This is a genomic window from Haloleucobacter ellipsoideus, assembly GCF_052491725.1.
On record NZ_JBQWAR010000015.1, the window covers coordinates 169,533 to 185,181 of the forward strand.

12 protein-coding genes, 1 tRNA gene and 1 pseudogene are annotated in these 15,649 nt (G+C 64.1%); 6 read left to right on the forward strand and 8 right to left on the reverse strand.

The genetic code is table 11. The annotated features are described in order from the left end of the window. Positions 1 to 219: 219 nt before the first annotated feature. Positions 220 to 681 (reverse strand): GatB/YqeY domain-containing protein, encoded by a 462-nt coding sequence (locus ACT6QG_RS04250; protein ID WP_444976363.1) that lies wholly within the window; start codon positions 679 to 681, stop codon positions 220 to 222. A gap of 341 nt (positions 682 to 1,022) precedes the next feature. Between ACT6QG_RS04250 and carA the strand changes: the two genes are divergently transcribed. From carA to ACT6QG_RS04275, 5 genes are all read left to right on the forward strand, one after another. After that, entirely contained in the window at positions 1,023 to 2,237 is a 1,215-nt protein-coding gene (gene carA / locus ACT6QG_RS04255) for a glutamine-hydrolyzing carbamoyl-phosphate synthase small subunit (RefSeq protein ID WP_444976364.1), read from the forward strand. Positions 2,238 to 2,388: 151 nt separating this feature from the next. Further along, entirely contained in the window at positions 2,389 to 3,429 is a 1,041-nt protein-coding gene (locus ACT6QG_RS04260) for an ArsR/SmtB family transcription factor (RefSeq protein WP_444976365.1), read from the forward strand. Further along, positions 3,429 to 4,349 carry a methylenetetrahydrofolate reductase [NAD(P)H] gene (gene metF / locus ACT6QG_RS04265; protein WP_444976366.1) on the forward strand — a complete coding sequence of 307 codons (921 nt, stop codon included), beginning with the start codon at positions 3,429 to 3,431 and terminating at the stop codon, positions 4,347 to 4,349. Before ACT6QG_RS04260 ends, metF begins: the two co-directional genes overlap by 1 nt. A 163-nt stretch (positions 4,350 to 4,512) precedes the next feature. Further along, a complete protein-coding gene (metH, locus tag ACT6QG_RS04270; RefSeq protein WP_444976367.1) occupies positions 4,513 to 8,232 on the forward strand; it encodes a methionine synthase in 3,720 nt (1,239 codons plus the stop codon). Positions 8,233 to 8,421: 189 nt separating this feature from the next. Next, complete coding sequence (locus ACT6QG_RS04275) at positions 8,422 to 9,360, forward strand: DUF4396 domain-containing protein (protein ID WP_444976368.1); 939 nt, start codon at positions 8,422 to 8,424, stop codon at positions 9,358 to 9,360. Positions 9,361 to 9,390: 30 nt separating this feature from the next. Here ACT6QG_RS04275 and rsmA read toward each other — a convergent pair whose 3' ends face one another. The 3 genes from rsmA to ACT6QG_RS04290 are packed head-to-tail and all read right to left on the reverse strand — an operon-like array spanning position 9,391 to position 12,229. Further along, positions 9,391 to 10,248 (reverse strand): 16S rRNA (adenine(1518)-N(6)/adenine(1519)-N(6))-dimethyltransferase RsmA, encoded by an 858-nt coding sequence (gene rsmA, locus ACT6QG_RS04280; protein ID WP_444976369.1) that lies wholly within the window; start codon positions 10,246 to 10,248, stop codon positions 9,391 to 9,393. Then, positions 10,245 to 11,321, reverse strand: a complete 1,077-nt coding sequence (gene pdxA, locus ACT6QG_RS04285; protein ID WP_444976370.1) for a 4-hydroxythreonine-4-phosphate dehydrogenase PdxA — start codon at positions 11,319 to 11,321, stop codon at positions 10,245 to 10,247. Before pdxA ends, rsmA begins: the two co-directional genes overlap by 4 nt. Beyond that, on the reverse strand, positions 11,321 to 12,229 hold the full coding sequence (locus ACT6QG_RS04290) for a peptidylprolyl isomerase (RefSeq protein WP_444976371.1): 909 nt from the start codon (positions 12,227 to 12,229) through the stop codon (positions 11,321 to 11,323). The genes pdxA and ACT6QG_RS04290 overlap by 1 nt, the downstream gene beginning before the upstream one ends. Before the next feature lie 657 nt (positions 12,230 to 12,886). Between ACT6QG_RS04290 and ACT6QG_RS04295 the strand changes: the two genes are divergently transcribed. Then, positions 12,887 to 12,976, forward strand: a tRNA-Ser gene (locus ACT6QG_RS04295). A 576-nt stretch (positions 12,977 to 13,552) separates the two neighbouring features. Here ACT6QG_RS04295 and ACT6QG_RS04300 read toward each other — a convergent pair. The 4 genes and pseudogenes from ACT6QG_RS04300 to ACT6QG_RS04315 all read right to left on the reverse strand — a co-directional run. Then, positions 13,553 to 14,596, reverse strand: a pseudogene (locus tag ACT6QG_RS04300) (recombinase family protein); the annotation flags it as partial. Then, positions 14,593 to 14,979 carry an HVO_A0114 family putative DNA-binding protein gene (locus ACT6QG_RS04305; RefSeq protein WP_099547435.1) on the reverse strand — a complete coding sequence of 129 codons (387 nt, stop codon included), beginning with the start codon at positions 14,977 to 14,979 and terminating at the stop codon, positions 14,593 to 14,595. The pseudogene ACT6QG_RS04300 and the gene ACT6QG_RS04305, both read right to left, overlap by 4 nt. Then, positions 14,976 to 15,329 (reverse strand): toxin-antitoxin system TumE family protein, encoded by a 354-nt coding sequence (locus ACT6QG_RS04310; protein ID WP_099547434.1) that lies wholly within the window; start codon positions 15,327 to 15,329, stop codon positions 14,976 to 14,978. Before ACT6QG_RS04310 ends, ACT6QG_RS04305 begins: the two co-directional genes overlap by 4 nt. After that, complete coding sequence (locus ACT6QG_RS04315; protein ID WP_099547433.1) at positions 15,326 to 15,646, reverse strand: hypothetical protein; 321 nt, start codon at positions 15,644 to 15,646, stop codon at positions 15,326 to 15,328. Before ACT6QG_RS04315 ends, ACT6QG_RS04310 begins: the two co-directional genes overlap by 4 nt. Between the last annotated feature and the right edge of the window lie 3 nt (positions 15,647 to 15,649).

Genomic DNA, 15,649 nt, shown 5'->3' on the forward strand with positions numbered 1-15,649 from the left:
TCCCCATGTCACCCCCGCAGGCCGGGCCGGCGGAGATGCTCCGGTTCGTTGCCCTGCACGGCTTCAGGCGGGACGGGCCCGCTTTTCCTGAAACCGTTCAAGATCGTGGTTCGCTTCTAGCATATCGGGCGGCACAGACCAGATGAAAGGCGCACATGCCGCGGACAGCAGGCGAATCACCCCACCCGCCGGGAACCGGCGGGCGGAGAGGGCGGGCCTTCAGCCGGCGGCTGTCAGCGCGTCCTTCACCCACTGCGAGGCCTTGCCGAAATCGAGCGCGCCGGCATGGCGCTCCTTCAGCAGCGCCATGGTGCGACCCATGTCCTTGATGCCGCTCGCGCCGATCTCGGCGATGATGGCGGCAATGGCAGCGCGGGTCTCCTCCTCCCCGAGCTGCTGGGGCATGAAAGCCTTGATATAGATGATTTCCCCGCGCTCCTGATCGGCCAGATCCGGGCGGCCTCCCTCATCATAAAGGCGGGCGCTTTCTTCGCGCTGCTTCACCATCTTGGCCAGCAGGGCCAGCACTTCGTCATCGGTGAGCGGGTCCTTGCCCTGCCCACGCTGCTCGATGTCGCGGTCCTTGATGGCGGCGTTGATGAGACGCAGGGTCGAGGTACGACGCTTTTCCTGGGCCTTCAGCGCCTCTTTCAGCGCGGCATTGATGTCGTCACGAAGCACGGAGCACGTTCCTTACAAGATTCAACTGTTCGCGAGAAACCGGCGCCACCCATTATGCGCCGGGCTCATGGCACCCATGCCATGCCTCCTCCCGAAGCGCTGGCAGATGCCGCCGAATATCACGACCAAAAGCCTTTGCCGCTTCCGGGAACCAGATTTTCCAACATCTGGCCGGGTGCATTCCGCATCTGCCGCCATCTGCGATGCGCCCCTTTTCATGGCTTGCACACAGACCTGAAATGAGCGACGACGAAAGCACGCACCCGTTCGCTGGGTATCAGCATATTATTTCGCGCGCGGACGCTGGAAACGCGACGCGCAAGCCTCTATCTAGGCCATCCATGACAAACGAACAAGATCAGCCCCAGAATGGCTCCTCCAAAGCGGACAGCTGGAGTGAGCCCACCCCCACGGCCCTGCTCGTGCTTGCGGACGGCACGGTGCTGGAGGGCTTCGGCATTGGCGCGGAAGGGCGTCATGTCGGCGAAGTCTGCTTCAACACCGCCATGACCGGCTATGAGGAGGTGCTCACGGACCCCTCCTATAACGGGCAGATCATCACCTTCACCTTCCCGCATATCGGCAATGTGGGCACCAATGACGAGGACATCGAGACGGTGTCCGCCGCAGCTGTTTCCGGCGTGCGGGGCGTGGTGCTGCGCACGGCGGTGACGGACCCGTCCAACTACCGCGCCAGCCAGCACCTGCATGAGTGGCTGAAGGCCCGCGGCATTCCCGGCATCACCGGCATCGACACGCGCGCCCTCACCGCCCTCATCCGCGAGAAGGGCATGCCAAATGCCGTCATCGCCCATTCGGCCGATGGCAAGTTCGACATTGACGCCCTCATTGCCGAGGCGAAGGCCTGGCCGGGCCTGGAGGGCATGGACCTTGCCCCCGCCGTCACCACCGCCCAGCGCGTGGACTGGACGCAGACCCCCTGGCAGTGGCCGGATGGCTATGGCCAGCTGGAGGAGCCCCGCTACCATGTGGTGGCGCTGGACTATGGCGTGAAGCGCGCCATTCTGCGCCTGCTGGCCGCGGCCGGCTGCAAGGTCACGGTGGTGCCTGCCGACACCAGCGCCGCGGATGTTCTGGCGCTGAAGCCCGATGGCATCTTCCTCTCGAATGGCCCCGGCGACCCGGCGGCCACCGGCGAATATGCCGTGCCCGTCATCCGCGAGCTGATCGAGACCGGCATTCCGGTCTTCGGCATCTGCCTCGGCCACCAGATGCTGGGCATCGCGCTGGGTGCAAAGACGCTGAAGATGCATCAGGGCCATCACGGGGCGAATCACCCGGTGAAGGACCTGTCCACCGGCAAGGTGGAAATCACCTCCATGAACCACGGTTTCGCCGTGGACCGGGAGACCCTGCCGGCCCATGTGAAGGAAACCCATGTCTCCCTGTTCGATGGCTCCAATGCGGGGCTGGAACTGGTGGGCAAGCCGGTCTTCTCCGTGCAGTATCACCCCGAGGCGAGCCCCGGCCCGCAGGACAGCCACTATCTGTTCAAGCGGTTCGTGAAGCTGATCGAGGAGCGCAAGGCGGCCTGAAAGGCCCGCTGACCCGCCCCTCTGCCACACCATTTGCGCCGTCGCCTGTTTTGCAGGCGGCGGCGCAAGCGATTCTGCCGCCCCTCCGGACGATGACAAGGGCTGCAATCCGGCCTTGAAATCAGCCGGGGACAGATATAAACATATCTTTATGTCCGAAGATGCCTCGCACCTCCTGCCCTTCACCCTCCTGCTCGACGCCCTGAAGGCGGCGGGGGAGGATACGCGCCTGCGCCTCATCGCGGTGCTGGCCGAGGCGGAGCTGACGGTCTCGGACCTGACCGAAATTCTGGGCCAGTCCCAGCCCCGCATCTCGCGCCATCTCAAGCTGCTGGCGGAAGCCGGTCTGGTGGAGCGCCATCGCGAGGCGAGCTGGATCTTCTACCGCCGGGCGCATGAGGGCCCGGGCGGGCAGGTTGTCTCCCGCCTGCTGGAGCTTCTGGACCGGACCGATCCTGTACTGGCGCGCGACCGGGAGCGGCTGGATGCGGTGCGCAATGCCCGGGCGGTGGCGGCGCAGGCCTATTTCTCCAGCCATGCGCGCGAATGGGATGAAATCCGCAAGCTGCATGTGCCGGAAGAGGCGGTGGAAGCCGCCATGCGCGAGATTCTGGCCGACAGGCCGATCCGCACCCTTCTCGACCTTGGCACCGGCACCGGCCGCATGCTGGAGGTGTTCGCGCCGGATATCGAGCGCGGTCTGGGGCTGGACCTTTCGCCCGACATGCTGGCCGTGGCCCGCACCCATCTCGACCATGCCGGTATCCGCAACTGCCAGCTGCGCCAGAGCGATATCTACGCCATTCCCGCCCCGCGCGATTCCTTTGATGCGGTGATCATCCATCAGGTGCTGCATTTTCTGGAAGATGCCAGCCGCGCCATTGCCGAGGCGGCGCGCGTGCTGCGCCCGGGCGGGCGGCTGCTGGTGGTGGATTTTGCCCCGCATGATCTGGAATTCCTGCGCGAGAGCCACGCCCATCGCCGGCTCGGCTTCTCCCGCGAGGTGATGGAAGGCTGGCTGACCAGCGCCGGCCTTGTGCCGGAGCGTTACCGCACCCTGGCGCCCGGGCGGCGCACCGGGGATGCCCTGACCGTTTCGCTGTGGCAGGCGCGCGACCCGCGACTGTTGCTGGCGGGAAGCAATGACAGCCCGGCGGACCGCCAGTCCGCCGGCAACAAAGAGGTGGCGTGATGAGTGGTTCTGTGCGTGCCAGCCGCGAAACGGAGCGCGCGCCCGTTTCCGTCTCCTTCGAGTTTTTCCCCCCGCGGACCGAGGAGATGGAAAAGACCCTGTGGGCCTCCATCGACCGTCTCGCCCCGCTGGGGCCGAAATTCGTTTCGGTCACCTATGGCGCGGGCGGCTCCACGCGGGAGCGCACCCACAATACGGTGGCGCGCATCGCCCATGAGACGAACCTCAAGCCCGCCGCCCATCTCACCTGCGTCGCCGCCAGCCGCGATGAGGTGGACGAGGTGATCCGCTCCTACAAGGCGGCCGGCATCAATCACATCGTCGCCCTGCGCGGTGACCCGGTTACCGGTGTCGGCACCCCCTATGTGCCCCACCCGCAGGGCTATGCCTATGCGGATGATCTGGTGAAGGGCATCCGAGCGATCGGTGATTTCGAGGTGTCGGTGTCCGCCTATCCCGAAAAGCACCCGGAAAGCCCGAGCATCGAGGCGGATCTTGGCCATCTGAAAGCCAAGGTGGAAGCGGGGGCAACCCGCGCCATCACCCAGTTCTTCTTCGAGAATGACATCTATTTCCGTTATCTCGACAAGGTGCGTGCCCATGGCATCGACATTCCGATCGTGCCGGGCATTCTGCCTGTGACCAACTTCAAGCAGGCCTCCAGCTTTGCCGCCCGCACCGGCGCCAGCGTGCCGGCCTGGCTGCTCAAGCGCTTCGAGGGGCTGGACAATGACCCGGAGACACGCAAGCTCATCGCCGCTGCCATCGCCGCCGAACAGGTGATGGATCTGGTGGACCGCGGTGTCACCGAAATCCACTTCTACACGCTCAACCGCGCTGATCTCGTCTATGCCATCTGCCATCTTCTGGGGCTGCGCCCGAAGGTCGGCCAGGCTCCGGCGACGCAGATGGCCGGCTGAGAACCGAACGATCCGGGCGCCCCGCCACTGCGCGCCCCCCTGTTACCGGAGCAGGAGCTGCCCCATATGCGCGAGGCAGCCCTGCAGCAAAACGCTTTCAAGAGGCGACCATGGCCTTCATCATGAACCATGGCCGATGCCCCGAGCCTCAGAGACCTGAACCATGAGCGCCAACGATATCTTCGCCGCCCTCAATGCCGCCGCCCGCGAGCGCATCCTGGTGCTCGACGGGGCCATGGGCACCATGATCCAGGCCCTGAAGCTGGATGAAGCCGGCTATCGCGGGGCGCGTTTTGCCGACTGGAAGCAGGATGTGAAGGGCAATAACGACCTTCTCAGCCTGACCCAGCCGGATGCGGTGCGCGACATTCACCTGCAATATTTCCTTGCGGGCGCCGATATCGTCGAGACCAATACCTTCTCCTCCACCACCATCGCACAGGCCGACTATGCGATGGAAAGCCTTGCCTATGAGCTGAACGTGGAGAGCGCGCGGCTTGCCAAGGAAGCCGCGATTCTGGCCGAGAAGAAGGATGGCCGCCGCCGTTTCGTGGCCGGCGCGCTCGGCCCCACCAACCGCACCGCCTCCATCTCCCCGGATGTGAACGACCCCGGCTTTCGCGCCGTCACCTTCGATGATCTGGCCACCGCCTATGCCGAGCAGGTGCGCGGGCTCATCAAGGGCGGGGCGGACATCATGCTGGTCGAGACCATCTTCGACACGCTGAACGCCAAGGCCGCCATTTTCGCCATCGAGCAGGTCTATGCGGAAGAAGGCGTGCGCCTGCCGGTGATGATCTCCGGCACCATCACCGATCTTTCCGGCCGCACCCTTTCGGGGCAGACGCCGGCGGCCTTCTGGTATTCGGTGAACCATGCCAGGCCATTTTCCATCGGCCTGAACTGCGCGCTGGGCGCGAAGGAAATGCGCGCCCATATCGCCGAGATCGGCCGGGTGGCGGATACACTGGTCTGCGCCTATCCCAATGCCGGCCTGCCCAACGAATTCGGACTTTATGACGAAAGCCCGGAGGCGATGGCGGCCCTGATCGAGGAGTTCGCCTCCTCCGGCCTCGTGAACATTGTGGGCGGCTGCTGCGGCACCACGCCGGACCATATCCGCGCCATCGCCAATGCGGTGGCGGGCAAGCCGCCGCGCCCGATCCCCGTCATCAAGCCGATGCTGCGCCTTTCCGGCCTTGAGCCGTTCGAGCTGACCCCCGCCATTCCCTTCGTGAATATCGGCGAGCGTACCAATGTCACCGGCTCGGCGCGCTTCCGCAAGCTCATCACCAATGGTGATTATCCGGCGGCGCTGGCTGTCGCGCGTGACCAGGTGGAGAGCGGCGCGCAGGTGATCGACGTGAACATGGACGAGGGCCTGCTGGACAGCGAGGCCGCCATGGTCACCTTCCTCAACCTTGTCGCGTCCGAGCCGGACATCGCCAAGGCGCCGGTGATGGTGGACAGCTCCAAATGGAGCGTCATCGAGAAGGGCCTGAAGTGCATTCAGGGCAAGGGCATCGTCAACTCCATCTCGCTGAAGGAAGGCGAGGAGGCGTTCCGCCACCATGCCGAACTGGTGCGCCGCTATGGCGCCGCCGTGGTGGTGATGGCCTTTGACGAAACCGGGCAGGCCGATACCTATGAACGCAAGACCGAGATCTGCGCCCGCGCCTACAAGATATTGACCGAAATGGGCTTCCCGCCCGAGGACATCATCTTCGATCCGAACGTGTTCGCGGTGGCGACCGGTATTGAGGAGCACGCCAATTATGGCGTCGACTTCATCAATGCAACGGAGTGGATCCGCAAGAACCTGCCGCATGCGCATATTTCCGGCGGCGTGTCCAACCTCTCCTTCTCCTTCCGCGGAAACGAGCCGGTGCGCGAGGCGATGCACTCCGTATTCCTCTACCATGCCATCAAGGTGGGCATGGATATGGGCATCGTGAATGCCGGCCAGCTCGTGGTTTATGACGAGATCGAGCCGCGCCTGCGCGAGGCGTGCGAGGATGTGGTGCTCAACCGCCGCGCCGATTCCACCGAGCGCCTGCTGGAGATTGCCGAGGAATTTCGCGGACAGGGCAAGGAAAAGAAGGAAGCCGATCTCACCTGGCGCACATGGCCGGTGGAGAAGCGCATCGCCCATGCCCTCGTCAACGGCATCACCGATTATGTGGAGGCCGACACCGAGGAAGCCCGCCAGCAGGTGGCGCGCCCGCTGCACGTCATCGAAGGCCCGCTGATGGACGGCATGAATGTGGTGGGAGACCTGTTCGGCGCGGGCAAGATGTTCCTGCCGCAGGTGGTGAAATCCGCCCGCGTGATGAAGCAGGCCGTGGCCTACCTCATGCCCTTCATGGAGAAGGAAAAGGAGGAAACCGGCCAGACCGGCTCACAGGCCGCCGGCAAGGTGCTGATGGCGACCGTGAAGGGCGATGTGCACGATATCGGCAAGAACATCGTGGGCGTCGTGCTCCAGTGCAACAATTACGAGGTGGTGGACCTCGGCGTGATGGTGCCGGCAGCCAAGATTCTGGAAACCGCGAAGAAGGAAAAGGTCGATGTCATCGGCCTGTCCGGCCTCATCACCCCCTCGCTCGACGAGATGGTGAATGTGGCCGCCGAAATGGAGCGCGAAGGTTTCGAGGTGCCTCTGCTGATCGGCGGGGCCACCACATCGCGCGTGCACACGGCGGTGAAGATCGCCCCGCAATATGTGCGCGGTCAGGCGGTGTATGTGACCGATGCCAGCCGCGCGGTGGGCGTCGTCTCCAACCTGCTCAATACCGAGACCCGCGGGGCCTATGTGGCGGATATTCGTGCGGAATACCAGAAAGTGGCCGAGGCCCACGCCCGCGCGGATGCACAGAAGCAGCGCGTGCCGCTGGCCAGGGCGCGCGAGAATGCGCTGAAGATTGATTTTGCCGGCTATGTTCCGCCCAAGCCGGGTTTCCTCGGTACACAGGTCTTCACCGATTACGACCTTGCGGACCTCGTGCCCTTCATCGACTGGACGCCCTTCTTCCAGTCATGGGAGCTGCGCGGTCGTTACCCGGCTATCCTTCAGGATGAGGTGGTGGGTGAAACCGCACGCAATCTCTTCCGTGATGCACAGGCCATGCTGGAGAAGATCGTCACCGAAAAGTGGGTGGAGGCCCGCGCGGTCATCGGCTTCTGGCCGGCCAATGCAGTTGGCGATGACATTGTGCTGTTCAGCAATGACAATCGCGGCAGCACGCTCGCCACCCTCCACACGCTGCGCCAGCAACTGGCCAAGCGTGAGGGGCGGCTGAATCTGGCCCTGTCAGACTTCGTGGCCCCGCTGGAAAGCGGCATCCCCGATTATATCGGCGGCTTTGCTGTCACCACCGGCATTGGCGAGGATGAGAAGATCGCGGAATTCAAGGCCGCGCATGATGATTACTCCTCCATCCTCTTCAAGGCGCTGTGCGACCGTCTGGCCGAAGCCTTTGCCGAACGCATGCACATGCGCGTGCGCACCACCTATTGGGGTTATGCGGCGGAGGAGGATCTCTCGAACGAGGATCTGATCGGCGAAAAGTATCGCGGCATCCGCCCGGCCCCCGGCTATCCGGCCCAGCCCGACCATACCGAGAAGGCGACCTTGTTCGACCTACTGGATGCGGAAGCGCGCATTGGCCTGAAGCTCACCGAGAGCTTCGCCATGTGGCCGGGCTCCGCCGTTTCGGGCCTGTATTTCTCCCACCCGGAAAGCGCCTATTTCGGCGTGGGGCGCATCGAGCGCGATCAGGTGGAAGACTATGCGGCCCGCAAGGGATGGAGTGTGGAAGAGGCCGAACGCTGGCTTGCTCCCATTCTCAATTACGATCCCTCCCGGCTTGCCGCCGCTGAATGAGGCCGCACAACATTCCAATCAAAGTATACTATCATGCAAAGGAAAATATGCGGGTGATATTTCATACGCAAAAACCTTAACCGCATAGAGGAATATTCACCGTCATCCGCGCCTTTCCAAAAAACACGCTGGACATGACAGTATCCACCCGATCATACTAGCCTGCCTGTCGATGCCGGGGGAGCTGAGATGTTGGCTGGAGCAATGTGGGTCTGGTTTACATTGACCGGGGCGAGCCTCGTCTTTGTGATCTGGGACTCCCTGACCAATGGGGTGACAAGCTGGGTCCAGCGTATCGCCTGGATTCTGGTCACCTTTTATACCGGGCCGGTCGGCCTGTTCTTTTATCTGCTCGCCTGTCGCCGTCCGTTCCCGGGCGGGCATGAGGCCTATACACGGCCCTTGTGGAAGCAGGCGGTGAACAGCGAGATGCACTGCCTTGCCGGTGATGCAACCGGCGTCATCGTCGCGGCCTCCATCGTTCCGCTGCTGGGCCTGAGCAATGGCTGGGATGTGACGATCGAGTATCTGGCGGGCTTCGTCTCCGGCCTGTTCGTCTTTCAGGCGCTCATGATGCGCGGAATGTATGGCGGCGACTATTTCAAGGCTGTACGCAAGACCATCTTCGCCGAAACCGTCTCCATGAACATGGTGATGACCGGCATGATTCCCGTCATGGTCATTCTTGAGGCATTCTGGCCCGGATCCGGCAATCCGGCGGACCCTTCATTCTGGTTCCGCATGGGCCTTGCCTCGATTGTCGGCGGCGTGGTGGCCTTTCCGATCAACCGATGGCTGGTGGCGAACCATCTCAAGCATGGCTGCATGACGCTGCCCGGAGCCGATGGGCCCGCCCCACAGCTGGGGCACAGCGCCACCGGGATGGACACCGCCCCCGCCGGCATGAAGGCCGCACCGGCCATGACCATGCCCGGCCATGCGGGGATGGCGATGGATATGCCGATGTCGAAAGACAATGCCATGGGCACAATGCCCGGCATGCACATGCATATGCACATGCGGGAACTGCCGCTGCCCACATCCCTGGCCTGGGTTCTGGGAACCTATGCCCTGCTTTTCGCGGCGCTGTTTCTGACCGCGCAGTGGGTGCCGATCACCTTCCGGTGAGCCTGTGCGGCCGCACAGGCAAGCGCTTCATCAGGCCGCTCCCCCGCGGGCGGCGCCATAGGCATTGGCAAGGGCAATGAAGCCCGGCACGTCAATCTCCTCCGCCCGCGCCGTCTCGGCAAGGCCGGCCTCCGCCAGCAGCGGCAGCGGGTCCATGCCGAGGGATTTCAGGCTCTGGCGCAGCATCTTGCGGCGCTGGCCAAATGCCGCCTCCGTCACCTTTTCCAGATAAGCCAGCCTGCACGGCAAGGGCTCTGCGCGCGGCACCAGATGCACCACGGAAGAGGTGACCTTGGGCGGCGGCACAAAGGCCGAGGGCGCGACATCAAAGGCAATGCGCGCCGTGGTGCGCCAGCCGGCCAGAACGGCCAGCCGCCCATAGGCCTTGCTGCCGGCGGGAGCGACAATGCGCTCCGCCACTTCCTTCTGGAACATCAGGGTGAGCGAGGTGAACCATGGCGGCCAGGGGTCTGCCGAAAGCCAGCCCACCAGAAGCATGGTCGCCACATTATAGGGCAGGTTCGCCACCACGCGCGCCGGCTCATCACCCAGCAGCGGGCGCACATCCACCTTCAGCGCATCCCCCTCGATCACCTCCAGACGGCCGGGATAATGCGCGGCGATATCAGCCAGCGCATCCATGCAGCGCCGGTCCCGCTCAATGGCGATGACACGCTTCGCGCCCAGCGCCAGAAGCGCGCGGGTGAGGCCACCGGGTCCGGGGCCAACCTCGATCACACTCGCCCCTTCCAGCGGGCCGGAAGCGCGGGCGATGCGCCCGGTGAGGTTGAGATCCAGCAGGAAGTTCTGGCCAAGGCTTTTCTGGGCGGAGAGCCCATGCTCGCGGATCACATCACGCAAGGGGGGCAGATCATCCAGCGCGCTCATGCCGGCTCTCCCCCCACACGCGTTTCCTCATCGGCCAGACGGCGGGCAAGGCGCAGGGCAGCCAACAGGCTGGAAGGATTGGCCCGGCCCGTGCCGGCAATATCGAAAGCCGTGCCATGGTCTGGCGACGTGCGGATGAAAGGCAGGCCGAGCGTCACATTCACCCCGTCATGAAAGGCCAGAGTCTTGGCCGGAATCAGCACCTGATCGTGATACATGCCGACCACCACATCATAGCCGGCGCGCGCTTCGGCATGGAACAGCGTATCCGCCGGCAGCGGCCCCATGGCATCAATGCCCGCATGGCGCAGCGCCGCCACTGCCGGGCGCACGACCGCCTCATCCTCCAGCCCCAGCGTGCCCCCTTCCCCCGCATGGGGATTGAGGCCGGCAAAGGCGAGGCGCGGGCGGGCAATGCCAAAGCGGCGGGACATGTCCCGCGCGATGATATGGCCGGTTTCCACCAGCATGTCGGGCGTCAACAGCCCGGGCACATCCTTGTAGGGCACATGAATCGTGGCGGGCACCACCGCCAGAAGCGGCGACCAGATCATCATCACCGGCCGTGGCGCCACCCCGTCCGCATCCGCGGCCCGCGCGGCAAGATATTCCGTGTGGCCGGGAAACGGAAAGCCGGCCGCATACATCACCGCCTTGGACAGCGGATTGGTCACCAGCGCGGCGGACCGCCCCTGCTGAACCAGATCGACCCCCGTCTCGAGGCTCGCCAGCACGCAGGCCGCGCTGCCCTCATCCGGCAGACCGGGTGCCGCACTCGCCCGCGGGCCGCACGGCACCACGGGCAGGGCCTCCGGAAATACAGAAAGCACATCCTCCGGCGCACAGCATTCCAGCGGCAGGTTCACCCCCAGGCGCTGGGCCCGGTCCGCCAGAAGGGCTGGATCGGCCAGGGCAAAGAAGGCGGGAATGGCGCCGAAGTCCGGCCCATGCCCATCATCCGGGTGCGGGCGGGCAGCGTGGGCGGCCTGCCATGCGCGCACCACCAGCTCCGGCCCCACCCCGGCCGGCTCACCTGCCGTGAGTGCCAGTGGAAGACGCGCCGGCCGTCCCATCAGTTATACTTGATCAGCGCACTCCGGCGCAGTTCCTGTATCAGCTCGTTCGAGACCTTCTTGAACTGCGCCTCGGACAGCTCATTCTTCATCTCGCGCTGGGCCGAGCTTTCACCGCGCACCTGCCGCTTCTCGCAGATGGCGAAGGTTTCCACGCCCGATTGTGTCACTTCCGGGGGGGTGAGCTGCCCCACCGGGGTCTTGTCCAGCACCTTTTGCAATTCGGCGGGCATATCGGAAGACATGCGCAGCGCCTGCGGGCGCACCACCACTTCCTTCATGCCCCGCGCCATCTGCAGGCCGGTTTCGCAGCCCCGGAAGCGCGAACGCAGGCTGTTGGCCTCCTGCAGGCGCGCGCCATGGTTGCGGGCATTGCGCGGCACCACGAAAATGATGGGGCGCAGCACATATTCGGTGGCGACATTCTGGGTCACGCCGCGCTGCTGAAGCGCGGCCGCGACATCGGCATCGCGCACATTGGCGCTGCCGGCACGGGCGCGCACATAGGAATTCCAGATATAATCCGCCGCCAGCTTGCGCTTGAAGGTGCGCGGCTCCAGCCCCGCCTGTTTCAGGCTGGCCTCAAGCTGCTCCGGCGTGCGGCCGGAACGCTGGGCAATGCCGTTGAAGATCCGGTCCAGATCCTCCTGGTCCATTTCCCGGCGCAGCAGCCGCGCCTGCTGGATCTTCAGGCGTTCATCAATCACCTCATCCAGCGCCGCCTTGTGGGAGAGGGTCTTGCGGTCCAGCATCTGGGCCATGCGCTGGCGCTGGGATACATCGAATGTGGTGACAGGGTCGCCATTCACCATCACCAGAACCTGCTGCGCATGGGCAGCAAAGCCGGTGCCAAGCAAAGCCAGAACAAGAACTGCTGCAAAACCAAGACGATGTCGACTGATGCTCATGAGACCTTCCAACACGCAGCAACCCGAAAACATGATACGAACCCCGCGCCTGCCCACAGGCGCACGGGCCCCGATGCACCCGGAACGGGCCAGATCCGACATGAAACGGCCTGTCAGACAGGGTATTTCATGACACCTTATATGGAAAGCCATGGCGGCATTTAGGCCATTCACCCACAGCCCATGCTGCAACCCGGCACAGACTGCCGCCAGAGCCTGTGTGAGTGATCATAAAGCCTGAAAAGGCTGCGCTCAACAGCAGCCTCGTGCCCCTGACCACACTCACACCCACATTCCGCCCCGGAATCTGCGCGAAATGCACGGCAACAATGCCAGCCGGACCAGCCCTCAAAACATCGCCAGAACCCTGATGCAGGCTGGATTCCGGCACGAGACGGGCCGCACATCCAATGGCTGGCACAGAGCGGGAACCACAGAAAAGTGGAGAGATTTTTCCACGGCCCGATAAAGCCGCTTGCGCCGCAAGAAAGAGCCTGTATAGTCCGCCACCACACTGAGGGCGGCACACTCAACCGGTGCCGTATGTTTTTCGCATTTCACATGTGGAAACAACCCGCAGAAGCACGGAAGCGCAGGCTCGGACAGGAGTGGAATTCACTCTTCCGAAATTGCAATTTCGGCTTTCGTGCCTGGCACGGAGAGGTGGCCGAGTGGTTGAAGGCGCACGCCTGGAACGCGTGTATACGGGCAACCGTATCGAGGGTTCGAATCCCTCTCTCTCCGCCACTTCGGTATAAAACCGGGAACGCCGATTTCCGCCGTTTTCCCTCCCTTAGTGGCTACCAGCGTCCTCAACAGGGTGCTTTTGCTGCCTTTGATGTAGATTGCGTCGTCCGCGACCTCGACGTGCTGGGCGAAGGCCCGGACGTGTTCCCGCCGATAGCCGCCCTTTCCAAGCCGGAGTCGGGTGCGGGCTTCACTCGCCAGTTCCCGCACGGCTGCCCCTGTGAGGGCCTGATGGGCCGAGCTTTTCAGCATGGCCTCGGTTCTTTCGGCGTCGGCGCGTGCCTGATCCCGTAGCGCGGTAAGGCCCGCTATCCGCTCGCCGAGGGCGGTTTCGGCCGGGTCGAGCGAACCAGCCTCGATAGCGTCGTAAAGCCGCTTGAGGCGCATGTCGGCCTCGGCCGCGCGCTGGTTCAGCTCTGCAATGTGCTGGCTGCGCCGCTCGACGCTCTCCTGCCGACGGTCGAGCAGCGAGGCGAGCACATCTTCGATCCTCTCGGGGTCCAGCACCCTTTCCTCGATATGGCTGACCACTATGCGATCGAGCTTGTCCATGGGGATCGCGCGGCCTTTGCAGCCGGTCTCGCCCTGCCGCGCCCGGATCGAGCAGGCATAATAGCGATAACGGCCGTTCTTGCCGGTGCGCAGCGTCATCGCACCTCCGCAATTGCCGCAATGGCAAATGCCGGTCAGCAGATTTGGGCCGCTGACCACGCGCGGCGGCGTCACCTTCGGATTATTGACCTGCAAGCGCCTCTGCACCGCCTCGAAGGTCTCAAGGTCGATCAGCGGTGGCACCGCGACGGTGACGATTTCCTCCTCGGGCTTCACGTCACCCTTTTTGGAACGGCGATTGAACCGATGCTCGCCGATATAGGTGCGCCGGGTCAGGATACGGTGGAGCTGGCCGATGCCCCAACGCCCGCCGCTGCGGGTGAACATGTGGTTCCTGTTGAGGTAGCTGACGATGTTCTTGACGCCCATGGGGCCGGACGTGCCGTCGCCTTCCGTTGCAAGGCGGAAGATCAGCCGCACGGTGTCGGCGTGCAGCGGGTCGATTTCCAGCTTCTTCTTCATCTTCGCGCCGCGCTGCTCGGCATCGACGACGCGGTAGCCGATGGGCGGAAGCGAACCGTTCCAGAAGCCTTGGCGGGCGTTCTCCTTCAAGGCGCGCAGGACGTGCTTGGCGTTCTCCTTCGACTGGTATTCGTCGAACAGCGCCATGATCTGCCGCATCATGACGTGCATGGGGTCGTCGCCCATTTCCTGTGTGATGGACACCAGCCGGACGCCATTCTTGGCGAGCTTCCTGACGTTGAACTCCAGCTCGAAGTGATCGCGGAAGAAACGCGAGAAGCTGTGAACCACCACCAGGTCGAACGGCGCGGGCTTGCTGGTGCCGGCCTCGATCATCCGTTGGAACTCGGGGCGACGGTCGTTGGTCGCCGATGCTCCGGCCTCGACGAAGGTTTCGACAAGCTGGTAGCCGCGCGAAGCGCAATAGGCTTCGCCCTGTTTGCGCTGGTCGGGGATCGACACGTCATGCTCGGCCTGCCGGGCGGTCGAGACGCGCAGATAGAGCGCGGCGCGCAGGGCGACGTGTGGGGACTGAATGCTCATCATTGGCCTCCTTTCGCCGCGCGGCGTTCGAGCAAGGGCAACGCCAGCTCCACGCGATCATGCAGCACCTTGGGCACGAGCTTCTGGCCCTCGCCGGGGTCCATGCGGATCAGGCCGTAGCGCGCCATTTTCTTGAGGGTTCGGGACAGGTTGGGCTTCGCCCGCCCCGTGATCCGCGACAGTTCCTCCAGCGAGCCGGGCGACTGCTCGTCGATGACGCGCAGCAGCTCGCGGTTCCCGCTGGAAAGGAGCTGCGCGAAGGATTCCATGGATGTGAACCACACCTTCGGATCGTCGGCCGCCGGCTTTTCTTCGCCGCGCGCGATCCGCATGGTGCGGGCCTTCATCTCATCGTAGCCGGCAATCCCGACTTTCAATGTGGTCATAGCACGCCTCGCTCCTTCAACACCGCGTCCACCGCCTGCCAGAAGTCGGCCAGCAGCGTGGCCGCATCCTCGTAGGCGTAAGGCTTCACGGTCTGGAGACGGTGCCGATGGTCCATCGGCCCGCCACGCCTGCCCCGGCCGACCGGATGGGCGTTGTCGAAGCCGACCAGCCGCTCGCCCGAAGGCCCGTGAAGCGTGAGCGAGTAATCGAGGCCGTGCGGCTTCTCCGGCGAGACCGGAACGCGGGTGACGACGAACTTTACCCAATGGCCGCTCTCGGGATCGACAACGAGCACCTGACCGTCGAGGTCCAGAAGCGTGTCGAGGCTCGGGTCACGATCCTCGCTCATGACTTACTGTTATCATCAGAGGATAACGATTTCAAGCCCTGATTGTCAGGATCGTCGATGGGGCCGAACAGCCGGTCGAGCACGTCGCCGAAATACCGCTCGAAGATTTGCAGTTCTTCCTCGGTGACCGGCACCTTCTCGGGCCAGTCGTCGAAGACAGGCAACGACTCCACATCGACGATGCGAAGCGGCGACCTTCGGCGCTCCCGCCCGTCCGACGTGGGTTCGTCGGCATAGTCGAAAAGATCGTCGGGAAGTGTCTCGGGAACCGGCTGTCGCGGTCGCCCTTTGCGGGCGCGGCGGCGCTCTGCGCACATGGA